This window comes from Aeromonas sp. R2-4 (assembly GCF_040908365.1).
Classification (GTDB): Bacteria; Pseudomonadota; Gammaproteobacteria; order Enterobacterales; family Aeromonadaceae; genus Aeromonas; species Aeromonas veronii.
Map to the genome: position 1 here is coordinate 1 of NZ_JBFODO010000002.1, position 24280 is coordinate 24280.

Consider the following 24280-nt stretch of genomic DNA (forward strand, 5'->3'; position numbering starts at 1 on the left):
TGTCACGCCGGGGGTCGCGGGTTCGAGTCCCGTCCGCTCCGCCACTAATTTGAAGGCCTTCCCGATTGGGAAGGCCTTTTTGCTATGGGCGATTTGCCCAGAGCCTCCCCTATATTTGCACACCAGAACCAACACATAGCCCAGTCTGACGACTGGGCTATGGTGCTTTTAGTCTGCTGGTGAGCTGCCGACGTCCCACCGCGATGATGTTCCGCTGCGAGCTGATAGAGCTTGAGGATTAAATCAGGCCATCTTGCAACGGTACGCCATCGCTTCCACTTGTTTGTGTAATCCCCTTTTTTGCTTATGGATTTATTCCATTAAAACAGTCTCTTATCAAGAATTAGCGATTCTGCGGCAGGAATACCACACGAATCAAATGATAATGATTGTTGTTTGAATGATCGAGGCGGGGTCGTTACAATGCGGGCTGATTAATAAAGTGCTTTTCAAATGAGCCTTTTCTAATACTGCGTCTGGCCGGATGCCAGGGCGTTGTAACGAATGAAGTAAGGGAATACGCCACCTTCCTACTAAAAACGTTCAGGCTAAAACATGACAACAGTGAAACCGAACAAGCTTGCCTTGTTGATCTGCTCCCTTCTTGCGACCCAGGCCTATGCTGCCGAACAAGAGGTGATGGTCGTCACCGCTTCCGGCTTCCAGCAGAAGATTGAAGACTCTGCCGCCTCCATCTCCGTGATTACCCGTGAGCAGCTGGAAAAGCGGGCATATCGCGATGTGACCGATGCCCTGAAGGATGTGCCCGGTGTTGTGGTGACTGGCGGTGGCAGCAGCAGTGATATCAGCATTCGCGGTATGGGGTCGAAATACACTCTGATGCTTGTTGATGGCAAGAAGGTGGATAGCCGTGGCACTCGCCCGAACAGCGATGGTCCGGGTATCGAGCAGGGCTGGTTGCCGCCACTGCAGGCGATTGAGCGCATTGAGGTCGTCCGTGGCCCCATGTCATCCCGTTATGGTTCCGATGCCATGGGGGGCGTGATTAACGTGATTACCCGCAAGACCACCGGCCTGGCCTGGCAGGGCTCGGTTCATGCGGATTCGACCTTCCAGGAGAACAAGGATGCCGGCAACAGCTTCCAGACCGATGCCTATACCGCAGGTTCACTGATCGATGGCGTGTTGGGCCTGCGTTTCAATGGTCAGCTCGCCCATCGTGGTGAAGACAAATTTATCCAGGGTTTTGCCGAGCAGGAGACTCGCAGTGGCACGGCGGTGCTTAGCTTCAAGCCTGATGATCATAACCGCTTCGATCTGGAAGCCAGTCGTAGTCTGCAGGATCGGGATCGCACGGCCGGCAATTCGCTGGCTGCCAAGGCGAAAGATAGCCTTAACCGCTACGAGCGCACCAACTATGCGCTGACCCATGATGGTCAGTATGATTTCGGCTCTTCCAGCAGCTATCTGCAGCAGGAGACCAACACCAACCCCGGCCGCAAGATGGAGCTCACCAACACCATCGCCGATACCCATACCCAGTTTATTCTGGGTGATCACTACCTGAGCGTCGGTGGTCAGTATCGCTATGAGGATCTGCACGATCAGGGCAATACCCTGAAAGTGGCCAACCCTGCCGAGCAGCTGACCCGCTGGAGTTGGGCGATGTTTGTCGAGGATGAGTGGTCACTCACTGACAGCTTTGCCCTGACCGGTGGCGCCCGCATGGATCGGGATCAGAATTACGGCTCTCACTGGAGCCCGCGCCTCTACGGCGTTTGGCATCTGGATGATAGCTGGACCCTGAAAGGAGGCGTATCGACCGGTTACCGCTCTCCTGACTTGCGAATGTCGGCGGCCAACTGGGGTCAGGTCACCGGTGGTGGCAGCCTGGATGGCATGCTGGTCGGTAACCCGGACCTCAAACCCGAGACCAGCGTGAGTGAAGAGATCGGCCTGCTGTGGAACGGTCATCAGGGCTTCAACGCCGGGGTTACCCTGTTCAACACCGACTTCAAGAACAAGATATCCGAAGTGCGTCGTTGCACCAGCAAGAGCGATCCCGCCTGTACCCTCAATGGTCACAGCTATGACTTCATCAGTGATCGGGTCAACGTCGACAAGGCGAACATGCGCGGTGTCGAGGGGATGATGGATTGGGCCATCAATGAGGATTGGTCGGTCAGCTCCAGCTACACCTTTACCCAGTCCGAACAGAAGAGCGGTCCGCTGGCGGGTCATGCCCTCAACCAGATGCCCCGCCACATGTTCAACGGCAGCGTAGAGTGGCAGACCACCGAGCAGCTGAGCCTCTGGTCACGGGTCAACTTCCGTGGCGAGACCTCCGAGTACCTGAGCCGGGTCAAGATGGCAGAGGGGACCCCTTCCTATACCTTCTTTGACATGGGCCTGGTCTACAAGGCCAACAAGCATCTGGATCTGACCGCAGGGGTCTACAACCTGTTCGACAAGACGGTGGATTACAGCAGCTATGGCACTGTGCTGGATGGTCGCCGCTACAACCTGGGCGTGACCTACAACTTCTGATAGGGAACCAGTCATGCGGCCGCCATCTTCCGATGGCGGCCGTTTTTATTGCGCGTCCGTCAGGGGACTATGCCTGATAGGGGGCGGCTTGCCAGGTATTGCGCCCCCGTCCCTTGGCCTGATACATGAGGGCGTCAGCCTGCCGTAGTAGCTGGTCGGCATCAGCCTGCCTATCTGCGGCGACCCAGACTGCCCCGGTGCTGATGGAGAGGGTCATCTCGCCGCTGCTGGTGTGCAGGGTTTGCCGGTTGATCTCCAGGCAGATACGCTCGGCCCACTCTTCTGTCTCTGCCAATGTGGCCAGCGGTAGCAGCAGGCAGAACTCTTCGCCGCCGATGCGGGCCAGCAGAGCCTCTTCGGGCAACAGGTTGATCACAGTCGTGGCCAGCTTTTCCAGCAACAGATCCCCGATGCCATGACCAAAGCGGTCATTGGTCTCCTTGAAGTGATCCACATCGAACAGCAGCAGAGCACAGGGAGCCCCGCTTGCCAGTCGTTGCTCCATGGCGGGCATGAATGCCCGTCGGTTGAGCAGGCCGGTCAGGGGGTCGGTACTGGCTTGTTTCTCCAGTCTGGCGTTGGCGCGGCTCAACTCGGTGGTGCGGCTGGCAACGGCGCGGCGCAGTTGTACTATGTAGGCCACCATGATTAACACTCCGGCAAACAGTAGCCAAGGACCGAGATGGATGGGGTAGACGGTTTCGACATGCATCCATTTGCGGATGATCCGCTCCCGATCGCTCTCTTTTAACTTGGCGAATCCCTCTTCCAGCCGGTTTAACAGGGCAAGGTCGCCCTTTCTCACTGCAAAGCGGATCTGGTCGGTATAGAGGTGGCGAACCGGAATAAAGCGGGTGGGATCGTCGGAGGTATAGATGTAGAAGTTGGCGACCTGCAGATCGGCGATAAAGGCCTTTATGTCGCCCCGAAAGGCCGCCGCCAGCAGGGTGTCATTGTCGTCGAAGGTTTGCAGTCTGGTACCAGGGAAGTAGCGTCTGGCGTAATACTCCTCGTAGCCACCGGCTACCACTCCGACCGTTTCATGGAGCAGGTAGTAATGTACATCGGTGCCGCGCAATTCGCTCGAGAAGAAGAGTTGGGAGTCGAGCTGGGCGAGAGGCCGGCCATAGTCGAACAGTTTGTCCCGCTCCGGTGACCAGAGCAGTCCGGCGTGAACGTCCGCTTTCCCCTCATGGAGCAGGTCGAGGGAGCCTTGCCAGTCGACCAGCCTGAACTCGATCTTCTGGCCGGTGACCCTGGCATATTCACGCCACAAATCTATCAGCAGGCCATCCGGCTGGCCCGACTCATTGATATAGGAGAAGGGCTGCCAGGCTTTGGAGTTGGTAATGATGATCGGCTCTTCCGGGGCTTTGGCCCAGACCGGTAGGGCAAGGGCGAGCAGCAGGAGCCCCCACCCGATACTGACTATGACTCCTGTCCTGGAAGAGGCCATCCTTGCTCCAATCCGTTGTCGTATACTGTCCCGTGGTCACCGATTATCACCGTCTTTCTGATCGAAGAACAAGCGCTCAAATGATGAAGTTTGCATGATGCAAACGGCGCCATGACAAGGCTGGCGGATAGAGTAACTACTTACAGCGGCAGGCTGATCCGCGCCTCCAGTCCCCCCTGTGGCCGATTGAGCAGGGTCAGCTCGCCGCCGTGCTGATGGACCAGGGTGCGGGCGATGGAGAGCCCCAACCCGACACTGCCGGACTCGGTGTTTCGCGCTTCATCGAGCCGCACGAATGGCTTGAACACATCCTCGAGCCGCGCCGGATCGATCCCCGGCCCGTTATCACAGACCCGGATCAACAGCTCCTCCTTGCGCCGCTCAAGCGACACTTCGGCGCTGCCGGCATATTTGATGGCATTGCCGATCAGATTCTGCAGCACCCGGCGCAGGGTGTTGGCCCGACAGGCGTAGACCTCTTTGCCCTCCGCCAGACAGGTGACCGGCTGGCCGGTATCGGCATAGTCATCGCACAGGCTGACCAGCAGGCTGACCAGATCCAGCTCGCGAGTGGCCTCCTGCTGCCCCTCCTCACGGGCAAAGCTGAGGGTGGCCGCCAGCATCTGCTCCATCTGTTGCAGGGTCTGCTGGATGCGCTCCTTGTCCTCGCCATCGGCCAGAAACTCGGTGCGCAGCCGCAGGCTGGTGATGGGGGTGCGCAGATCGTGGGAGATGGCCGCCAGCATCCGGGTTCTGTCCTGCACGAAGCGGTCGAGCCGGGTGTGCATCCGGTTGAAGGCCTGAATCGATTCGCGGATCTCGGTCGGCCCCTCCTCTTTCAAGGGTTCGATATCCTCGCCCCGTCCTAGCCGCTCCGCATTGCCTGCCAGCTGCTTGAGCGGGCGGGTGGCACGGCGAAACAGCAGCACCATCAGCCCGATCACCAGACTGGCGACCAGCATCAGGTTGAGGGTGGTCTGCCACGACCAGCTGCCAGCCTCCTTGTCGACCAGCGAGCTGAACTGCAGCCAGCCCCCCTGCGGCAGTTCGATGGAGCCATAGAGCCGCATATCCCGCGGCGGCGGAGGGCCCTTGCGATCCCGCATCATGCGGGCATGATGTTCCCACGCCTTGCTGCGCTGAGTATCCTCTTTCAGCTCGGCACTGATCTCGACGGTGAGGCCGGGGGGGTAGTTGAGGCGCGAGCGCACCAGCTGCTCGAAGCGGGGGCTGCGGTTATCCGGTTGCAGCGGTTCGTCGGAGAGGCGCAGCAGCAGGGTCTCGCTGCGGCTCGCTTTGAGGATCTCGTCATAGAGGGACGGGGGAGAGAGGGAGAGCAGTCTGACCACAGAGATGATCCGCTGCATGGCGTTGCGGCTGTTGACGAAGCCGAGCGCCTCCTCCCGATCCGTGCGGTAGATCTGGATGCTGAGCAGCTGGATCAGGATCAACCCTGCCAGCGCCACCAGAATGATCTGGCCGGTCAGCCCCTTGGGCCACATCCGCGCCCACAGTCGTCGCAAGGTGCCCACTGCTTAAACCTGCGTCACGTCGGCGGAGAACATATAGCCGCCACCCCAGATGGTCTTGATCAGCTCCGGATTCTTGGGATCCCGCTCCAGCTTGCGGCGCAGCCGGCTCACCAGAGTATCGATGGCGCGATCGAATGCTACCGCCTCGCGGCCACGGGCCAGGTCCAGCAGTTGATCCCGGCTCAGCACTCGCTGCGGGCGTTCCAGAAACACCTTGAGCAGATCGAACTCGGCGGTGGAGAGGCTCAGGCCCACCCCATCCTCATCGACCAGCTCCCGGCGATTGACGTCGAGCAACCAGCGATCGAAGCGCAGATCCCGGGTCAGGGTTTCGGCGGCGGGTTGGGTCTCGGCCTGGGTGCGGCGCATCACCGCCTTGATGCGCGCCAGCAGCTCGCGCGGGTTGAAGGGCTTGGCCAGATAGTCATCGGCGCCCATCTCCAGCCCTATGATGCGGTCGGTCTCTTCCCCCATGGCAGTCAGCATGATGATGGGCAGGTTCGATTTGACCCGCAGCTCGCGGCAGAGGGTCAGGCCATCTTCACCCGGCATCATCAGATCCAGCACCAGCAGGTCGAACTCCCGCTCCTCCAGCAGCCGCTTCATCTCCTTGCCATCCCGGGCGCAGCTGACCCGCAGGCCGTGCTGTTCCAGAAAGCGCTTCAAGAGATCGCGGATCTCGCTGTGATCGTCGACCACCAGAATGTGGGTGTTGCCCTGGTTCATGAATACCTCCCCTGCTTGGCGTTGGCACGAGTATACGAAAATCCGCCCGGCGGTTTGTGTCAAAGTGTGCCAGATCCGCACGATGCCACACTCTGCTACAAAAAAGGGCGATGCTGGCAAAGTTCAGACACCGATAGGGTGTTTACTTGAGGGCAAGGCAAGAGCGCCGAACCAGAATCATCCCTACAGGAGATAGACCATGAAAAAGCTGACCAAAACCCTGCTGACCGCTACCCTGATCCTTGGCCTGCCGCTGGGTGCCTATGCAGCCAGTGAAGCAGCCCCCACTGGCCAGCCCGGTGCCATGGTGGATTGCCCGATGGACGGCGGCGGCATGATGGGTGGCAAACACCACGGTGGTCGCCACGACAAGATGGCCCGCATGCAGAACATGACCCCGGAGCAGATCCAGGCCAACTTGCAGCAACGTTATGATCGCATCGAGGATCCTGCCAAGAAGGCGGAGTTTATCAAGAAGCTCAACGAGCGTGCCGCCAGCATGACCAAGCACGCCGAAGCGATGAAGCAGTTCGCCGAAGCGAACCAGTAACAACGCCAGCTGTTATCAACCCAAGGGTGGCCGAGGCCACCCTTTTTGTGATCGTATCGATCCATTTTCGCTCGAATCCTTATCTTACTGTCGCTTATGTGAGCGATGGCAAACGCGCCGTGAGCGAATTGCAAGATAATGCCCGCTCATATAACAAGCTGCAGTTAGCAGTGGCCGAAAACAGGAGAGGGTATGGGTTGGGATCTGGGGACAATCAAGGGGCGATATACCGCCGTTTTTCTGGGATTCATGGTAGCGGTCTGTGTGCTGACCATAATCGGCATCCAGTTATGGGTCAAACCCGAGCTGCAACGGGCGGGTGAGCAGAATCTGGTGCTGCGGGTCAGCGAGATTGCGACCGACATTCGCGATCAGCTCAACGGGGTGCAGAGCCAGTCACGCAGTATCACTCAGCTGGTTGCCCAACTGCCGAGTGAGCAAATCGATGCTGTTCTCCCTGCTCTGATCGATCAATATGGCAATGCCATGGTGTTTGGTGGCGGCATCTGGCCGATGCCGGATCAGCGGGAAGCTGGTCGCATCAAGTTCAGTACCTTCTTTCATCGGGATGGTGCCAACCAGCTGATCCCCAACACCTACTGGAACTCGGCCGAGGCACCCAACTATTTCGAGCAGCCCTGGCACAGAGCCGGGCAGCAGGCGGCGAAAGGCATGTGTGTCTGGGCGGCGGCTTACAAGGACGGTGCCAGTCAGCAACCGCGAACCAACTGCGCCATGGGGATCTACCGTGATGGCTCCCTCTACGGGGTGTCCACCATCGATGTGACGCTGGGTTTCTTCAATGATCTGGTCGCCAAAAAAGAGCAGGAGATCGGTGGTCAGGTGATGATCGTCGAGGCCGACGGCAAGATCCTCAGCAAGAATGGTCGTTTGAGCGGGGATGTGGTGCTGGGCAACCTCTCATCTCACGGGGACTATCCCTTTGCCAGCGCCATCGCCAGCCTGCTGGGGCCGGGTAATGGCGCAGCGTTGCAGCGCACTACCTTTCAGGATCTGGGTGAAGAGCAGACATTGCTGATGCAACCCATCGAAGGAACCCCCTGGCTGTTGGCGGCGGCGCTGCCGACCAGCACCCTGACCCACGACAGTCAGGAGGTGCTCAAGACGCTGGCAGCGATCCAGCTACCGCTAGTGGTGCTGCTGTTTGCGCTGATGTTGATGGCCATCAAGCAGCTGGGCAGTCGACTCGACACCCTCAAGCAGAACATCGATGCGCTCTCGGCCGGAGATGCTGATCTGACTGCCCGGATCCGGGTCAAGGGGCGCGATGAGTTGGACCATATCGCCCAATCGGTGAACCGCTTTATCGCCTATCTGCAGCAAATGATGGTGCAGGTGACCGAGACCACAGAGTTGATTACCCGTGAATTGGCCCAGCTGGATCAGCAGACGGGGCAGGCCAGACGTATTCTAGGTGAGCATGCTGCCGAGACCGATCAGATAGTGACAGCCCTGACCGAGCTCAGCTCCACTGCCGACAGTGTGGCGCACCACGCGAGCGATTCCGCCAGCTTTACCGAGTCTGCCAATGGTCAGGCGATTCAGTCCCGTCAGGTAGTGGGTCAGGCCTCTGCCAGTGTGGCGGCGCTGATCGATGAAGTGGATCTTGCTGCGACCAAGGTATTGGGGATGCAGGAAGATGCTCGTCAGATCAGCAGTGTACTCAGCGTGATCGGCGATATTGCTGCCCAGACCAACCTGTTGGCACTCAACGCGGCCATCGAGGCGGCGCGGGCCGGTGAGCAGGGCCGTGGTTTTGCCGTGGTTGCTGATGAGGTGCGCGCACTGGCGGCGAGAACCCAGAATAGCACTGCCGAGGTGGGGAGCATGCTCTCCCGGTTGACGCAGGGGGTGGCCGAAGCCGTGGTGGCCATGGAGCACACCAAGCAGAGCTGTCAGGCGGCGACCGAGAATACCGAGCAGGTGACCGGCGGGCTCGACAAGATGGCGGATGCCGTGGTGCAGATCAACGATCTGGGTACCCAGATTGCGACTGCGGCAGAGGAGCAGAGTCGAGTGACCGAAGAGATCAACCGCAACATGGTCACTATCCGCGACATGGTCAATCTGCTGGTGGATAACGGTCAGAATACCGAACAGAGTTCGGCCACCCTGCTGGAGTCCAATCGCCAGTTGGTGGCGTTGGTGCATCGCTTCAAGGTGTAACAAACCGATAATGAAAGAGGGGGAGCCCGGTGCTCCCCCTCTTGCTATCTGTGCCGATGCGGGTGTTCAGCCCACTCCACCGGACGAGCGAACTTAGCCCTGAGCCTTGTCGGTCAGCTCTACTTTCTTGACGGTTTCGCCTTCGAACTTGATGACCACGTTTTTCTTGGCTGCGTCGGTATCTTTCAGCAGGGTTTTGGTGGTTTCTGCCAGCAGCGGAGAGGCCTTGTTCAGGGCATCCAGATCATAGGTCCACACTTCCAGACCGGATTCGGTCTTGGTGGTGGCAGGAGCGCCCAGCTTCTCTTTAATAGCCTGCTTGTTGGAGCCGCCTTCCTTGATATCCAGTGCCTTCTTGATGGCTTCGTTGGATGCGCTGTCCACTGCACCTGATACGGCGGTATTAGCTGCATCCTTGACGCTGCTGGTGACGCTGTCGGTCAGCGAATCCATCAGGCCGGCATTGGCAAACAGGGGCAGGGTGGTGAGGGCTACCAGCAAACTCTTTTTCATTTTCTACAGCTTCCATGGGTTCAATGAGGCGGCTATGAAATCAGCAAAGATATTGGGTGTCAAGTGAGGCACGCAATTAACATTTCTGTTAACTGGGTCTCATTTCTCACCAGCTGCAAACAGTTTTGGTATCTCCCGCACCAGCCAGCTTTTGGCCTTGCCCATGGTGTCTCGCCGCCAGGCCAGCACTACTTGCAACTGATGGCGATATTCGGGGCTGATCACCTTGAGCTGTCCGGCCCGGATGTCCTCCTCAATCCAGCTCTGTGGCATGGTGCCGACCCCGATTCCTGCCAGCAGGGCATCCCGTTTCTCCGTCATGGTGCTGACAGTGAGGCGCGGCTGCTTGTCCAGCAGGCGGTAGGTAAGTACCGGTTTGCGCAGGGCGGTATCAGCGACCGCGATGGCGCGGTAGCGGCGCAGGGTCTCGTCGGCCAAGGGTTCGGGTTCCTGATGCAGCGGATGATCGGGATGGGCGACGTAGAGCATCACCTCGTCCTTGATCACCTGATGCTTGATGCCGGTCATCATGATGTCCGGGTTGATGGAGGAGATAAGCAGGTCGGCGCGACCATCTTCCAGACACTCCCAGCTACCCGCCAGCACCTCGGCCCGCAGCCGCAGTCGGGTATCGGTCTGCTCGGCCAGCTTCTCCACCAATGGGTAGAGGGCCTGCACCGGGACCAGCGCATCAACGGCGATGGTGATGTCGGTCTCCCAGCCACGGGCTAGCGCCCGGGTCTCGCCCACCAGATGTTCGGCTGCCTCCAGTAGCACCCGGCCGCGCTCCAGCAGCATGCGTCCCGCCGGGGTAAATTTGGTGCGGTGGCCGCTGCGGTCAAACAGCATGGCATCCAGTTCGTCTTCCAGCTTTTGCACCGTATAGCTCAATGCCGAGGGCACCTTGCCCAGCTCGTCGGCCGCCGCCGCGAAGCTGCCACGGCGGTCGATGGCGTCCAGCACCCGGATTGCCTCCAGGGTCAGCGCCCGTTCCTTGTTCGATTCCTTGGCCATTCCTCACCTTCAATTTTTTTGAATATGTTTGCCAGTTTATCTCGCTAACAAGTTAGGTCATGTCACTTTAATATTCAATCAACGCTTAGGCAGGAACGTCGAGCGGCCAAATATGCGGGTAGTTCCGCACTGTGACACACCAAATCGGTCTGTCTGACGTCGGTGAAAGAACAACACACTATTTGAATAACCTCTTGCATGGATGCATTGATTCTGGCCGAAAAGGCCTTGGCAATGACATATAAAACAAGAGAGTGAATGAACATGAAAAACGTAATCAAGATGCTGGCTGTTGCAGGCCTGATGACCACTGGTTTCGCCCAAGCTTCCGTACCGGCTGACTTCAATGCCATGCCCGGCGTGCTGTTTGTGAACTGGAACGCCACTGCCGCAATGGATGGCAAAGCCAATCCGATGCTGGAAGTGCGTGACGAGTCTGGCGATCTGCTGGCATCAGTCCACGCCAATCTGACAGGCACCCAGCAGGTGCGGATCCCGAGCCGTACCCAGGGCAACCTGACCGTCAGCCTGGCTGACCAGAGCAGCGAATACCGTATTCCGTTCGGTATCGGTAGCGGCAAACAGCGTTAATCAACCGTCCCGGTAGGTGAGGAACAGACCATGATGCAATTGAGAGCCGCAGAAGCGCGGGGCAAGGCCAACTTTGGCTGGCTGGACGCGCGCCACAGTTTCTCCTTCGGTCACTACTATGACCCGGAGTGGATGGGACACTCGGTACTGCGGGTGATCAATCAGGATCTGGTTGCGCCGGGTGGCGGATTCGCCACCCACCCTCACGCCAATATGGAGATCCTCACCTGCGTGTTGCAAGGCACCATAGAGCACAAGGACAGCCTCGGCCATGCCGAGCAGATCCCGGCAGGGGATTTCCAGCTGATGAGCGCAGGCAGCGGGATCCGCCACAGTGAGTACAACCCCTCGCAGACGGATCCTCTCTCCCTGTTGCAGATCTGGATCGAGCCGAACGAGTTCGGCACGCCACCCGGATATCAGCAGAAAAAGATCGAGTCCAGACCGGGCATGACGCTGGTGGCGTCACCGGATGGCGAGGCGGGATCGCTGCGGATCCGCCAACAGGCCCGCGTATGGCGGCTGGAACTGGCCCCGGGCGAGACGCTCGAATGGGCACTGGCTGGCCGACACGGTTACCTGCAGATGATTTCAGGGGAGTTGACCGCAAACGGTCTGGCTGCCCGACCCGGCGACGGGGTACTCAGTCGTGATGAATACCGGTGGGAGCTGGTTGCGACCAGTGCCAGCCAAGCTCTGTTATTTGACCTACCCTGAAGCAGTCAGCGGTGATGTGACACAAACGAGGAATATGAAATGGACAAGATGAAAGATGTAGCGCTGCTGGCGGGTCGTGTACTGCTGGCGCTGATGTTCGTAATGGCGGGCTGGAGCAAGATCGGCGGCTATGCCGGTACTCAGGGCTATATGGAAGCGATGGGTGTACCCGGCTTTATGTTGCCGTTGGTGATCCTGCTTGAGCTGGGCGGTGGCCTTGCCGTCGTGCTGGGTCTCTTTACCCGCAGCCTCTCCGTGCTGCTGGCCGGTTTCACCCTGATGGCTGCCTTTATTTTCCACTATCAGCCTGCCGAACAGATGCAGATGCTGATGTTTATGAAGAACGTCTCCGTTGCCGGTGGTTTCCTGGCGCTGGCGGCGGCCGGAGCAGGGGCTTTCAGTCTGGATGCCCGTCTCGGCAAAAACTGGTAATGCCTTGAAGAGTAAAGTTTTCCAATGCCTTTTGGCCGGTGCAACTGCACCGGCTTTTTTCTGTCTGCGTTTTCCGGGTAGGTGAGGTGACGGCACAAATCTGCGGCGCCCCTCATGATTCAGCGGTTTGCCCGCCTGCTGGCCACAAGAGCCTTTTGCATCTTCCCCCTCGATCCCCGACAATTCCCTCTCTTGTGAAGTGACGGAAATGGCTCGCCTTTTCCCTCGCCCCCTCTCATCCACAGGCGGGAATTGCTCATGTTTACCCTCTACCACTCCAATCAGCTGGATCTGCTCAAAGAACTGCTGGTGAGCCGCATCCGGCAGGCCCCCCTCTCTCACCCCTTCGATCGGGAGCAGATCCTGGTGCAGAGTCCGGGCATGGCCCAGTGGCTCAAGCTGGAGCTGGCCAAAGCGTTCGGCATCGCCGCCAATATCGACTTTCCGCTGCCTGCCAGCTTTATCTGGGAGATGTTCACCCGGGTGCTGGCGGATGTACCGCGCCAGAGCCCCTACAACAAGGGCTCCATGAGCTGGCAGCTGATGACCATTCTGCCCGCCTTGCTGGATCGCCCCGCCTTTGCCCCGCTCGCCGCCTATCTGGGCGGGGGAGATGAGGAGGATCCTGCCAAGGATCCCGAGCAGGTGCGGCTGTGGCAGCTCTGCCAGAAGGTGGCGGATCTCTTTGACCAGTATCTGGTCTACCGGCCGGACTGGATCGCCCGCTGGGAAGAGGGGGAAGGATTGAGTCAGGAGCTGGCCGGGGTGAGTGGTCAGGATTGGCAGCCGGAGCTGTGGCGCGAGCTGGTGGCCCGCACCCTGGCGCTCTCTCCGAGCGGTTACCACCGCGCCAACCTCTACGAGGAGTTTATCCACGAGCTGGCGCGTACTGCCGATCTGCCGGGCAAGCTGCCGCAGCGGGTCTTCGTGTTCGGCATTTCGGCGCTGCCGCCGCGCTATGTGGAGGCGCTGCTGGCCCTCGGCAGTCGGCCGGAGGTGGAGGTGCACCTGTTCGTCACCAACCCCTGCCGCTACTACTGGGGGGATCTGCTGGATCGCAAGACCCTGGCTCGGCTGGAGAACAAGCTCAAACCCGGCACCGATATCGAGACATTGCAGGGCCCCGCCAACCCGCTGCTCGCCTCCATGGGCAAGCTGGGGCGCGACTACCTGCATCAGCTGATGGAGCTGGAGGTGCCGCAAATCGAGGCCTTCGTCGATATCGACGAGGTAGACGCCAGGGGCAATGTCAGCCTGCTGCGCGCCATCCAGAAGGATGTGCTGGAGCTGGCCGAACGGGGCGCCGGTCAGTTCGATCTCGACAGCAGCCACCACAAGAGCCCCATCGATCCGGCGGATGGGTCACTGCAGATCCACGCCTGCCACGGCCCGATGCGTGAACTCGAGGTGCTGCACGACCGGCTGCTGGCGCTGTTCGAGCAGGATCCCGCCCTCACCCCGAAAGATGTGGTGGTGATGATGCCGGATGTGAACAGCTACGGCCCCTATATTCAGGCGGTGTTTGGTGCACGGGGCCAGATCCCGTTTGCGGTATCGGATCGGGCGGCGAGTCAGGAGAGCCCGCTGCTGCAAAGCTTCCTCGCCCTGCTCAGGCTGCCCAACGCTCGCTTCGGGGCAGGGGAGCTGCTCGCCATTCTCGAGGTGCCCGCCGTGCTGCGCCGTTTCGAGCTGGATGACGACGAGTTCAACCAGCTGCGGGTCTGGGTGCAGGAGACCGGCATCCGCTGGGGGCTGGATGACGGTTACCCTGTCCGGTTCGATCTGCCGCCCATGTCCGGCAACAGCTGGCTGTTCGGCCTGCGCCGCATGCTGCTCGGCTTTGCCATGGGGGATGGCGAGCCGGTGGCGGGCATTTTGCCCTATGCCGATATCGAGGGGCAGCAGGGGCTGGCGCTCGGCAAGCTCGCCTGGTTCGTCGATTCGCTGGCCGAATTCCTGCCCCGCCTGCAACAGGCACAGCCGCTGGCCGATTGGAACGCCTGCCTGCTGGCGCTGCTGGAGCGCTTCTATCTGGCTGACGAGGATGAAGAGCGTCAGCTTCAGCTTATTCGCAGCCAGCTGGTCGAGTGGCAGACCCGGCTCGGCGAGGCTCGCTTCGAGCAGCCCATTACCGCCGACCTGCTGCAGGATTACCTCGGCAGCGTGCTGGGGGAGTCCCGATCCAGCCAGCGCTTCCTCGCCGGTCAGGTCAACTTCTGCACCCTGATGCCGATGCGCTCCATCCCCTTCAAGCAGGTCTGCCTGCTCGGCATGAACGACGGCGTCTACCCGCGTACCCTGGCCCCCATGGGATTCGACCTGATGGCGGTAGCATCACGGCGCGGGGATCGCTCCCGACGCGATGATGACCGCTACCTCTTCCTCGAGGCGCTGCTGAGTGCCCAGCAGGGGCTCTATATCAGCTATCAGGGCTTCAGCGCGCAGGACAACAGCGACAAGGTGCCGTCGGTGCTGCTGGCGGAGCTGATCGACTATGTGCGGCAGGGCTTTGTGCTGGCGGGGGATGAGGATCTCGACGACGAAACCTCCGGCAAGCGGCTGCTCAACCACCTGATGGTGGCGCATCCGCTCACCCCCTACAGCCGCAACTACTTCTACCCGGAGGCGGGTTCACGCCTCTTTACCTATGCCGCCGACTGGCTGCCCGCTCTCAATCCGGTGCGTGGCGCGGCCAACTTCCAGAGCGGCGAGCTGCCTCTCCCACCTGAATGGGGCAAGGAGCAGGGGCTGGAGCTGGCGGAGCTGCTGCGCTTCTATCGCCAGCCCACCAAATATTTCCTCAACCGCCGTCTCAAGGTGTGGTTTGAGCTGAACGAAGCCAATATCGAGGACAGCGAGCCGTTCGAGCTGGATGGCCTGCAACATTATCAGCTGAAAGATCTGCTGCTCGATGCCCATCTGGCGGAAGGTGAAAGTACCGAGCGGCGCGAGCGGTTGCAGCTCACCGGCCTGCTGCCGCAAGGGTGGTTCGGCAGCCTGCTGCTGGACGATCTGGATGCCGAGATGGGCAAGCTTGCGGATCGGCTGCGGCCATGGGTTGCTGCCAATGAGTCAGAAAAGCAGGCGGTGGAGATCGATATCTCCCTCACTCAGGGCCAGCTGCAAGGGTGGATCGACACTCAGAAGGGGCGCTTGCTGGTGGTCAAACCCGGCAGCTTCAACGGCAAGGATCTGCTGCTGGGCTGGATCCAGCACCTCTGCCTCTCATTGAGTGGCGCCCCCGGCGACACCCTGCTGTTCGATGCCAAACAGAGTCTGCGACTGCCCAAGCTCTCTGCCGACGAGGCGCGGCCCAAGCTGGCGGCGCTGGTGGCCTGTTGGGCGCAGGGGATGAAGCGGCCGCTGCCGTTTTTCCCCAACACTGCCTGGGATTGGCTCAAGGCGATCGAGAAGGATCCCGACAAGCCGGAGGCGGCCGACAAGGCGGCCCTCACCCGTTTCAACGGCGGCTGGATGATCAATGGGGAGGGGCAAGACGTTTACGTCGCCCGCTGCTTCCCCGAACTCGATGACGAGGTGCTGGGTCAGTTGCAGGCGCTGGCCCGCGAACACCTGACCCCGCTGCTCAAGACCCTGGAGGAGCTGAAATAATGGCTAACCCGCTCAATACCCTGCGTTTTCCCCTCCATGGTGAACGACTGATCGAAGCCTCCGCCGGTACCGGCAAGACCTACACCATCGCTGGCCTCTACCTGCGCCTGCTGCTGGGCCACGGCCCGCTCATTGAAGAGGGGGCCGATGCCGGTCAGCCGAGCGCCCACGAGCGGCCGTTGTCAGTGACCGAAATTTTGGTGGTGACCTTTACCGAAGCGGCCACCGCCGAGCTGCGCGGGCGGATCCGCGGTCGCATCCACGAGGCGCGCCTCGCCTTTATGCGCGGCCATAGCAATGATGCCCTGCTGGCCCAACTGCTGGCAGAGGTGGCGGATCACGAACTGGCGGCCCGCCGCCTGCTGGCCGCCGAGCGGCAGATGGACGAGGCGGCGGTCTTTACCATCCACGGCTTCTGCCAGCGGATGCTGAAACAGAACGCCTTCGAGTCGGGTGCCCTCTTTGAAACCGAATTTCTCACCGACGACAGCCAGCTCAGGCTGCAGGCGGTGAGCGACTACTGGCGATCCGAGTTCTATCCGGTGGATAAAGCCCTCGCCAGCGCGGTGCGCGCGCTCTGGCCGAGCCCCGCCGCCCTGCTGCGGGAGATGGGCAGCTGGCTCGACAACAGCGAGCTGGAGATCCACCCCGCGCTGGGGGATGAGACCCTTGCCGCCCGCCATCAGGCGGCCATGAGCCGCATCGCGGCAGTGAAGAGCGAGTGGCTGGCGCAGACGGACGAGATCCGCCGCCAGACCGACGGCCAGATCAGCCGCTACACCGGCAAGAACTACGAAGGGTGGCTTGCCAAGATAGCCGACTGGGCGCAGGACGAGGCCAGTGGCTACGCCATCCCCAAGGAGCTGGAGCGCTTTGGCCAGACGGTGCTGGAGGAGAACCTCAAGAAGGGGGGAGCGGTGCCGACCCTGCCGCTGTTCAGCCAGATCGACGAGCTTCTGGCCAGCCGCCCCGGTATTCGGGATCTCATCCTGCAACGGGCGGCCAAAGTAGTGCGTAGCCGGATGCAGGCCAGCAAGCGGCAGGCCCATCAGCTCTCGTTCGATGACCTGCTCAAAGATCTCGACGGGGCGCTCGGCTCAAGCCTTGGCGAGCGGCTCTGCGAGCGGATTCGCGCCACCTACCGGGTGGCGATGATCGATGAATTTCAGGATACCGATCCCCAGCAGTACCGCATCTTCCATCGGCTTTACGGCGGCCACACAGACACGGCGCTGTTGATGATCGGTGACCCCAAGCAGGCCATCTACGGCTTTCGCGGCGCCGACATCTTTACCTACATTCAGGCGCGGCGAAATGTGAGCGCCCACTACACCCTCGGGCGCAACTGGCGCTCCAGCAGTGCGTTGGTGGGGGCGGTCAACGGCCTGTTCGAGCGGGCCAAGGATCCCTTTATCTACGAAGCGGATATCCCCTTCCTGCCGGTGGAGGCACAGGGCAAGAGCAAGGCGCTGCTGCTCGATGGCGCCACTGCCCCTGTGCTTCACTGCTGGCAGCTGAGCGGCCAGCCCACCTTCAATCGGGGGGATTACCAGAGCAAGATGGCGCGCGCCACCGCCGCCGAGATCCACCGCCTGCTGACCCTGGCCCGCGAGGGCAAGGCGCTGATCGGCGACAAAGCGGTGAAGGCCGGGGATATCGCCGTGCTGGTGCGCACCGGCGCCGAGGGCAAGCTGGTGCAGCAGGAGCTGGCGCGCCTCGCCATCGCCTCCGTCTATCTGTCAAACCGCGAGAGCGTGCTGGAACAGGTGGAGGCGCGGGAGATTTTGCTGATTTTGCACGCCTGCCAGAACCCGAGCGAGGAGCGCAGCCTGCGGGCGGCGCTCGCCACCGGGTTGTTTGATCTCGATGCCAAGGCGCTCGATGGGTTGGCCAGCGACGAGCGGGCGTGGGAGAGCGCGGTGCAGGAGTTTATGGAGTACCGCAAGATCTGGCACCGCCGTGGCGTGCTGGCCATGCTGCGGGCCCTGCTGCACCGGCGCAATCTCGCCTCTTCGCTTTTGGCGAGCCCCTATGGCGAGCGGCGGCTGACCAACTTCCTCCATCTTGGCGAGCTGCTGCAACAGGTGAGCAGCGAGCTGGATGGCGAATATGCCCTGCTGCGCTGGTTGGGGGAGGCGGTGAGCCGCCCCAACGGGCAGGATGCGGAGCAGGTACTGCGCCTCGAATCCGAGCGCAAGCTGGTGCAGATCGTCACCATCCACAAATCCAAGGGGCTGGAGTACCCGCTGGTGTTCCTGCCCTTTATCTGCAGCCACAGAACCGCCGAGACCCCGCTCTATCACGAGGCGGATGAGGCGGGCAATCGCACCATTCTCGATCTGACCGGCGCCGACTCGTCGCTCGCCGAAGCGGACAGGGAGCGCCTTGCCGAAGATTTGCGACTGCTCTATGTGGCGCTGACCCGGGGCGTCTACGCCACCTGGCTGGGGTTGGCACCGGTGCGGGCGGGGGCGGGCAAGTCGGAGAAGACCGACCTGCACCACACCGCCATCGGCTACCTGCTGCAAAAGGGCGAAGAGGGGGATGCACAGACGCTGGCGACCGCGCTGACCGAGCTGGCGCAGGCGCTGCCCGGAGTGGCCGTCGGTGAGCCCTCGCTCACCCGTCCGGCCCCGCTGCCGCCAGAGGAGGAGCAGTTGGGCGAGCCGCAGGTGCGCCATTTTACAGGTTCCCTTGAACGGGATTGGTGGATCAGCTCCTACTCCGGGCTGGCTGCGCAGGGCCACGGTCACAGCAAGGGCGTGCTTGCCAATCCCGGCTTCGATGTGGAGGTCGTTGCCGAGGCGGCTGTTGTACACGAAGAGGACGAGCTACAACCCTCCATCTTCACCTTCCCGAAAGGGGCGCGCCCCGGCACCCTGCTGCACAGCCTGTTCGAGACCATCGACTTTCAAAGTGCCGCTGGCGAGCCGCTGGCAGAGCATATCGCCAGCTTGTTGCTGCAAGACGGCTTCGACGAGAGTTGGGCCCCCGTGCTGCAACAGCAGGTGGAGGCGGTGCTGAATACCCCGCTCGATACCGGCTTTGGCGAACCGGTGCGGCTGCGGGATCTGGCCCCCGAGCGCAAACAGGTGGAGCTGGAGTTCTTCCTGCCCATGGGGCGGGTGACGGCCCCGGCGCTGACTGCGCTATGCCAGCAGCACGACCCGTTGTCGCGGAGCAACAAGCCGCTCAGCTTTGCCACTGTGCAGGGGATGCTCAAGGGCTTTATCGATCTGGTGTTCGAGTGGCAGGGGCGCTGGTATCTGCTCGACTACAAATCGAACCACCTCGGCATGAGCCCCGCCGATTACAGCCGTCCGGCGCTGGAGCGGGCGATGGCCGAGCACCGCTACGACCTGCAATACCAGCTCTACTCGTTGGCGCTGCACCGGCTGCTCACCCTGCGCCTGCCGGGCTACGACTTCGAGCAGCATTTTGGCGGCGTTTTCTATCTGTTCCTGCGCGGCATGCCGCAGGGGGGCATTTTCCATACCCGCCCGAGCCGTGAACTGGTGCTGGGGCTGGATAAGTTGTTTCGCGAAGGCAGTGAGCTGCCAGCAGCGGGATCCCAAGCATTTAACGAGGTAGAGGCATGAGCGGCACCATGATCAGCACCGCGACCAGCGCAATGATGGTTGAACGGTTGAAAACACTGGCGCTGGCTGGCCGCATCCGCCAGCTGGATCTGCAATTTGCCCGGCTGGTGGCCGACCTTGGCGGCAGCCCCGAGCTGGTGCTGGGGGCGGCGCTCGCCTGCTTCGAGCTGGGGCGTGGCCATGTCTGTTTGCCGCTGGAGATGCTCATCGCCGGATCCCTGCGCCCGTTCGGGCTGGATCCCCAGCAGAGCCGGGATCTGTTGGCTGATCTGGCGGATCCTGCCCGCTGGCCCGCTCTGTTTGCGGCTAGTCCCTTGGTTGGAACCGAGCAGGATGAGGGGCTCGCCCCGCGCTGGCCGCTGCGGCTGTGGCACGGTCGGCTCTATCTCACCCGTTACCACGATTTTGAACTGGGGGTAGCCCGCCATCTGCGCGCTTTGAGTGAACGAGCCGAATGGCCGGAGATTGCTCCCGCCCTGTCGCGGCTGTTTGCCCGCGACTACGGGCTGGTGTTCGCGGCGCTGCTCAAGGCCCGCCTCGCCCCCGACTTCTCTACCCGCCACTTTATCGAGAAGTATCTGGATCTGGTGTTCCCGAGCGAGGTGGATTGGCCCGCCATCGAGGCGCTGCTGGCCAGTGCCCAGGCGGCGAGCGACTTGAGCAAGCTGGATACGCTGGTGCCCGAGGCGCTCTGCTGCAACGGCCAGAAACTGGCTGCTGCCACCGCGGCAGCGCGCCCCTTTGCGGTGATCTCCGGCGGCCCCGGCACCGGCAAGACCACCACGGTCGCCAAACTGCTCGCCATTCTGGTGGAGACCGGCCTGCAAGCGGGCAAGGCCCCGGCGATCCGGCTGGTGGCCCCCACCGGCAAGGCGGCGGCGCGCCTGACCGAGAGTATCGGCTCTGCCCTGCAGGCCCTCGATCTGCCCCCCGAGTGGGTCGAGGCGATCCCCACCGAGGCGGGCACTCTGCATCGGCTGCTCGGGGTCATTCCGGGGCGCAGTCAGTTCCGCCACCATGCGGGCAACCCGCTGCACCTCGACTTGCTGGTGGTGGATGAGGCCTCCATGGTCGATTTGCCGATGATGGCGCGTCTGCTCGATGCACTGCCAAGTCACGCCCGCCTGATCCTGCTCGGCGACAAGGATCAGCTCGCCTCGGTGGAGGCGGGGGCCGTACTCGGCGATATCTGCAGCTTTATCGAACAGGGCATCAGCCCCGCGCAGGCGGACTGGCTCTCCCGCCAGACTGGCTACCGCTTGCAGGGCTCGCCCGCGGGGGCACCGGTGCGCGACAGCCTCTGTTTGCTGGCCAAGAGCTGGCGCTTTGATCAGCACTCCGGCATCGGCCAGCTGGCGCGCGCCTGCAATAGCGGCGATGCCACGGCGGTGGAATCAGTCTGGGGCGCAGGATTCGCCGATATCAGCCTGCACCCATGGGCGGGGGAGGCCTACGACGCCCTGATTGCCCAGGGGGTAGCCGGTTACGGCAGCTATCTGAAGGCGGCCCGCACGGGGGAAGCGCCTGCCGCCGTATTCAAGGCATTCAACAGCTTCCAGATCCTCTGCGCACTGCGCGACGGCCCGTTCGGGGTGCTGGGGCTTAACGAGCGGCTCGAACTGGCCCTGTCACGGGCTGGCCTGATTGCCCGCGATGGCGACTGGTATGCCGGTCGTCCGGTGATGGTGGTGCGCAACGACCATGGCGTCGGCCTCTACAACGGCGATATGGGGCTCTGCCTGCCCGATGAAACTGGCCGGTTGAAGGTATGGTTTGAGCAGCCGGACGGCACCTTGCGCGCCCTGTTGCCCAGTCGGCTGCCGCCCCACGAGACCGTCTATGCCATGACCATCCACAAATCCCAGGGTTCGGAGTTTGCCCATACCGTGCTGGTGCTGCCCGACAGCCCCAGCCCGCTGCTGACCCGCGAGCTGGTCTATACCGGCATTACCCGCGCCAAGGCACGGCTCGATCTCTACGGCGATCGCGCCCTGCTGGCCCAAGCGGTACGGAAAAAGACCGAGCGTTATTCCGGATTGGCGGAGAGGTTGGGGGTGAATAATTGATTTCAGTTTATAGTTAGGAATTTTAGATTTTACCGTGTGTTTTTTATGGAGAAGGGAAAAATGGATTTTTTCAAGATAATTGTTCCTGATGAAAAACAGCATGTTAATTTTAAGTCAGTTTTACATGATGCTTATCATTTAGAGAGACAAATATTCTCTCAATGGGCTGATGGATTTATAGACCGAGATGGAAAAATAGTTAAAGAGTTCCAGACAACATTTAACTCAACATTTTGGGAAGTATATTTATATAGAGTTTTTAAGGAGTTAGGGTTCTCTATCAAGTGGCAGAATCCATCTCCTGATTTCCACTTAGCTAAAGGATATTGTGAATTTATAGTAGAAGCTGTTGTTTCTAACTCTGCAGATGGCAAGGCAAAAGAGTGGGAAAAAACTTTTACAAAAGAATCTATGGAGTCCATCAAGAGGTTCAAGAAAATAAATCACGAAGCAATGGTTAGACTGTCTAACTCAATATTATCTAAATATCGACTGTATGTTAATAAATATAAAAATCTCGAACATGTAAAAGGGAAGCCATTTGTAATAGCTGCTGCTCCATTTGAGCAGCCTTGGTTTAACTTGCAATATACGAGACCAATATGCTCTGTTCTGTATGATCATTATGTTGATGAGGATGAATATTTAGATAATCCAGGTAACTACCCAAAAGGACCTCCTGTTAAAAAACTTGGTTTTATAGAGAAGGAGAATGGTGCTGAGATTCAGCTGGGATTATTCACTAATGATCGGATGAAAGATGTTAGTGCTGTAATTTTCTCCTGTACTGCAACATGGGGAAAGTTAAGCGCTATGAAGCATAATTTTTTTAGTGGCTGTAAGGTCGACACCGTTTGGTCTATAGATCAATATGGTTCTCCGGAGAAGAGGTCACAAGACCTGAGGGAGTATCATGAAAAAATTGTTGATGGGCTATATGTATTTCACAATCCATATGCGACATATCCTTTGTCTCCTGAAGTATTCAGTAATCAGGGGATAGCCCAGTATAATTATTTTGTTGATGATGAAAGCGTACATGCTATTGGGGTTGAGAATAGTCTTTTATATAGAAGTGTTGTTGATTTGAGACCAGTCAAAGGAAAGTCTAGGTTTAACTTTATGAGGATGTTCGAGTCTTAAATATATTGTGGTAATTTGTTATTATGAGATGCTATGGCTGCTACTTACATTCAATAATTTATGAATGCCATTTCTCATCAATCTTATATGTTGGGCTTCGCAGGCACAGCACCAACCGACCGATTGTGTAGGTTGTGGTTGAGCGTAGCGAAGTCCAACGTTTACCGCGAAATCTCTTTTTTCCTTCCCCTCATCCCCGACCCTTCTCCTCCTTTTTTAATAAACGGGAGAAGGGAACAATGCCGTTACCGCTGTCCGATTACGCTTTGCTAATCGAACCTACGTGGCTGGCGATCATATTTCCGGTACCGTTTTATCCCCTCTCCCTCTGGGAGAGGGTTGGCACAATATGCTGCACTTGGTCACCCCTCTTGCTCCGCCCGATTATTCCATCCCCCAAATGACTGAATCGTGAGTTAAATCCGGTAAATGGGGCGCACTTGAGCCACACTTATGGCCACCCTGACTCAGCCTGCGCCGTGAGTGGCCGATAACCGGGGAAACGCAGGTGCGGTGGGGTTCTGGCTGACAGATCTGTTGCAATATGCCAAGGTAGCGCCTCACGACAACAGCGCGATTCCCCGTGGTGGCGCGGGGCGGAAGAACAAGGATAACTGCTATGGTGCAGGACAGTGACACGATCAGGATCTCGGATGTCAGCGAGGCCGTGGTGCATGGCATTCTGGAGGTGATCAGCGATGGCATCTGGGATTGGCATGCCAATACCGGTTTTGTCTATCGCAACCCTGGCTGGTACCGGATGCTGGGTTACGAGCCTCACTCCCTCGGCAATACCGTCTTCACCTGGGAGAACGTGATCCACCCCGACGATCTGGCGGCTGTGATGGCGAAGTTCGATCTCTGTCTGAGCGGCAGCGCCCATGAGTATCGTGCCGAGTACCGTTGCCGCTGCCGCGATGGCAGTTACCTCTGGATTGAGGATTGCGGCCGCATCATTGAGCGCAATCCCGACGGGTCTGTGGCGCGGATGATCGGCGCCCATCGCGATATCCACGCCAGCAAGCTGTTGCTGGAGCAGCTGGAGCGGCGCAATCACTCGCTGGAGCAGCAGGTTGCCGAGCGTACCGCCGAGCTGGTGCGACTCAACGAGGCGCTGCAACAGAAAGCCGAGGAGAACCGTCTGCTGGCAGAGACCGATGCCCTGACTGGCGCCGCCAGCCGCTATCGGCTGGAGCGGGCGTTGCAGCTGGAGTGCGAGCGGGCGCGCCGCTTCCATCAGCCGTTTACGGTGATCGCCATGGATGTGGACAACTTCAAGCAGATCAACGACAGCTATGGCCACAACGCCGGGGATCAGACCCTGATCAACATAGTGGCGCTGGTGCGCCGCCATATCCGCGAGATCGATCTGCTGGCCCGCTGGGGCGGTGACGAGTTTATGGTGTTGTTGCCCAACACCGGCCGCGAGGATGCGCTGGTGGTGGCGAGCAAGTTTCAGGCATTGATGGCGAGCGAGCCCATCTGCCCGCACGCGCCCGCTACCATGAGCTTCGGGCTGGCGGAGTATCAGCAGGATGAGCAGAAGGAGAGCCTGATGGTGCGCGCCGATCGGGCGCTCTATCAGGCCAAGCAGCTGGGTAAAGACCAGATCTGCTAACGCGCAGGGCACGGAA

16 protein-coding genes are annotated in these 24280 nt (G+C 60.1%); 11 read left to right on the forward strand and 5 right to left on the reverse strand.

The window, feature by feature from the left end; translation table 11 throughout:
- Positions 1-555: 555 nt before the first annotated feature.
- Positions 556-2508: a ligand-gated channel protein gene (locus AB5Z05_RS00150; RefSeq protein WP_368149819.1), complete on the forward strand. Its 1953-nt coding sequence runs from the start codon at positions 556-558 to the stop codon at positions 2506-2508.
- A gap of 67 nt (positions 2509-2575) precedes the next feature.
- Here the strand turns inward: AB5Z05_RS00150 and AB5Z05_RS00155 are convergent, their stop codons facing one another.
- The 3 genes from AB5Z05_RS00155 to AB5Z05_RS00165 all read right to left on the reverse strand — a co-directional run bounded on the left by AB5Z05_RS00155 (position 2576) and on the right by AB5Z05_RS00165 (position 6222).
- Positions 2576-3964 (reverse strand): transporter substrate-binding domain-containing protein, encoded by a 1389-nt coding sequence (locus tag AB5Z05_RS00155; RefSeq protein WP_368149820.1) that lies wholly within the window; start codon positions 3962-3964, stop codon positions 2576-2578.
- Between the two features lie 140 nt (positions 3965-4104).
- The gene (locus AB5Z05_RS00160; protein WP_021231762.1) at positions 4105-5466 is read right to left on the reverse strand and encodes an ATP-binding protein; all 1362 of its coding nucleotides are present in this window, start codon (positions 5464-5466) and stop codon (positions 4105-4107) included.
- A gap of 33 nt (positions 5467-5499) precedes the next feature.
- A complete protein-coding gene (locus AB5Z05_RS00165) occupies positions 5500-6222 on the reverse strand; it encodes a response regulator (protein ID WP_005336534.1) in 723 nt (240 codons plus the stop codon).
- 199 nt (positions 6223-6421) lie between these two features.
- Between AB5Z05_RS00165 and AB5Z05_RS00170 the strand changes: the two genes are divergently transcribed.
- On the forward strand, positions 6422-6772 hold the full coding sequence (locus AB5Z05_RS00170) for a hypothetical protein (protein ID WP_368149821.1): 351 nt from the start codon (positions 6422-6424) through the stop codon (positions 6770-6772).
- A 192-nt stretch (positions 6773-6964) separates the two neighbouring features.
- Entirely contained in the window at positions 6965-8959 is a 1995-nt protein-coding gene (locus AB5Z05_RS00175; protein ID WP_368149822.1) for a methyl-accepting chemotaxis protein, read from the forward strand.
- Between the two features lie 93 nt (positions 8960-9052).
- On the opposite strand, the gene AB5Z05_RS00180 is transcribed toward AB5Z05_RS00175, so the two are convergent.
- Entirely contained in the window at positions 9053-9472 is a 420-nt protein-coding gene (locus tag AB5Z05_RS00180) for a hypothetical protein (protein WP_005355310.1), read from the reverse strand.
- Between the two features lie 99 nt (positions 9473-9571).
- Positions 9572-10486 (reverse strand): LysR family transcriptional regulator, encoded by a 915-nt coding sequence (locus AB5Z05_RS00185; RefSeq protein ID WP_231720059.1) that lies wholly within the window; start codon positions 10484-10486, stop codon positions 9572-9574.
- A gap of 258 nt (positions 10487-10744) precedes the next feature.
- Between AB5Z05_RS00185 and AB5Z05_RS00190 the strand changes: the two genes are divergently transcribed.
- The 8 genes from AB5Z05_RS00190 (at position 10745) to AB5Z05_RS00225 (ending at position 24264) form a co-directional block, all read left to right on the forward strand.
- Positions 10745-11077 (forward strand): hypothetical protein, encoded by a 333-nt coding sequence (locus tag AB5Z05_RS00190; protein ID WP_013723379.1) that lies wholly within the window; start codon positions 10745-10747, stop codon positions 11075-11077.
- Between the two features lie 30 nt (positions 11078-11107).
- Complete coding sequence (locus AB5Z05_RS00195) at positions 11108-11794, forward strand: pirin family protein (protein WP_005336514.1); 687 nt, start codon at positions 11108-11110, stop codon at positions 11792-11794.
- 39 nt (positions 11795-11833) lie between these two features.
- Positions 11834-12226 carry a DoxX family protein gene (locus tag AB5Z05_RS00200; RefSeq protein WP_005342720.1) on the forward strand — a complete coding sequence of 131 codons (393 nt, stop codon included), beginning with the start codon at positions 11834-11836 and terminating at the stop codon, positions 12224-12226.
- A 258-nt stretch (positions 12227-12484) separates the two neighbouring features.
- Positions 12485-15838: an exodeoxyribonuclease V subunit gamma gene (recC, locus tag AB5Z05_RS00205; protein ID WP_368149823.1), complete on the forward strand. Its 3354-nt coding sequence runs from the start codon at positions 12485-12487 to the stop codon at positions 15836-15838.
- Positions 15838-19437 carry an exodeoxyribonuclease V subunit beta gene (recB, locus tag AB5Z05_RS00210; RefSeq protein WP_368149824.1) on the forward strand — a complete coding sequence of 1200 codons (3600 nt, stop codon included), beginning with the start codon at positions 15838-15840 and terminating at the stop codon, positions 19435-19437. Before recC ends, recB begins: the two co-directional genes overlap by 1 nt.
- Positions 19434-21503, forward strand: coding sequence for an exodeoxyribonuclease V subunit alpha (recD, locus tag AB5Z05_RS00215; protein WP_368149825.1), 2070 nt, complete (start codon positions 19434-19436; stop codon positions 21501-21503). Before recB ends, recD begins: the two co-directional genes overlap by 4 nt.
- A 45-nt stretch (positions 21504-21548) precedes the next feature.
- Entirely contained in the window at positions 21549-22646 is a 1098-nt protein-coding gene (locus AB5Z05_RS00220) for a hypothetical protein (RefSeq protein ID WP_368149826.1), read from the forward strand.
- Between the two features lie 619 nt (positions 22647-23265).
- A complete protein-coding gene (locus AB5Z05_RS00225; protein ID WP_368149827.1) occupies positions 23266-24264 on the forward strand; it encodes a diguanylate cyclase in 999 nt (332 codons plus the stop codon).
- The last annotated feature ends 16 nt before the right edge of the window (positions 24265-24280 follow it).

Bases quoted from the DNA above. Each gene is read 5' to 3' on its own strand.
- AB5Z05_RS00165 (WP_005336534.1), bottom strand. From the start codon at position 6,222: ATGAACCAGGGCAACACCCACATTCTGGTGGTCGACGATCACAGCGAG.
- AB5Z05_RS00195 (WP_005336514.1), top strand. From the start codon at position 11,108: ATGATGCAATTGAGAGCCGCAGAAGCGCGGGGCAAGGCCAACTTTGGC.
- AB5Z05_RS00185 (WP_231720059.1), bottom strand. From the start codon at position 10,486: ATGGCCAAGGAATCGAACAAGGAACGGGCGCTGACCCTGGAGGCAATC.
- AB5Z05_RS00155 (WP_368149820.1), bottom strand. From the start codon at position 3,964: ATGGCCTCTTCCAGGACAGGAGTCATAGTCAGTATCGGGTGGGGGCTC.
- recB (WP_368149824.1), top strand. From the start codon at position 15,838: ATGGCTAACCCGCTCAATACCCTGCGTTTTCCCCTCCATGGTGAACGA.
- AB5Z05_RS00175 (WP_368149822.1), top strand. From the start codon at position 6,965: ATGGGTTGGGATCTGGGGACAATCAAGGGGCGATATACCGCCGTTTTT.
- AB5Z05_RS00220 (WP_368149826.1), top strand. From the start codon at position 21,549: ATGGAGAAGGGAAAAATGGATTTTTTCAAGATAATTGTTCCTGATGAA.
- AB5Z05_RS00225 (WP_368149827.1), top strand. From the start codon at position 23,266: ATGGTGCAGGACAGTGACACGATCAGGATCTCGGATGTCAGCGAGGCC.
- AB5Z05_RS00150 (WP_368149819.1), top strand. From the start codon at position 556: ATGACAACAGTGAAACCGAACAAGCTTGCCTTGTTGATCTGCTCCCTT.
- AB5Z05_RS00190 (WP_013723379.1), top strand. From the start codon at position 10,745: ATGAACATGAAAAACGTAATCAAGATGCTGGCTGTTGCAGGCCTGATG.
- AB5Z05_RS00160 (WP_021231762.1), bottom strand. From the start codon at position 5,466: ATGTGGCCCAAGGGGCTGACCGGCCAGATCATTCTGGTGGCGCTGGCA.
- recC (WP_368149823.1), top strand. From the start codon at position 12,485: ATGTTTACCCTCTACCACTCCAATCAGCTGGATCTGCTCAAAGAACTG.
- AB5Z05_RS00180 (WP_005355310.1), bottom strand. From the start codon at position 9,472: ATGAAAAAGAGTTTGCTGGTAGCCCTCACCACCCTGCCCCTGTTTGCC.
- recD (WP_368149825.1), top strand. From the start codon at position 19,434: ATGAGCGGCACCATGATCAGCACCGCGACCAGCGCAATGATGGTTGAA.
- AB5Z05_RS00200 (WP_005342720.1), top strand. From the start codon at position 11,834: ATGGACAAGATGAAAGATGTAGCGCTGCTGGCGGGTCGTGTACTGCTG.
- AB5Z05_RS00170 (WP_368149821.1), top strand. From the start codon at position 6,422: ATGAAAAAGCTGACCAAAACCCTGCTGACCGCTACCCTGATCCTTGGC.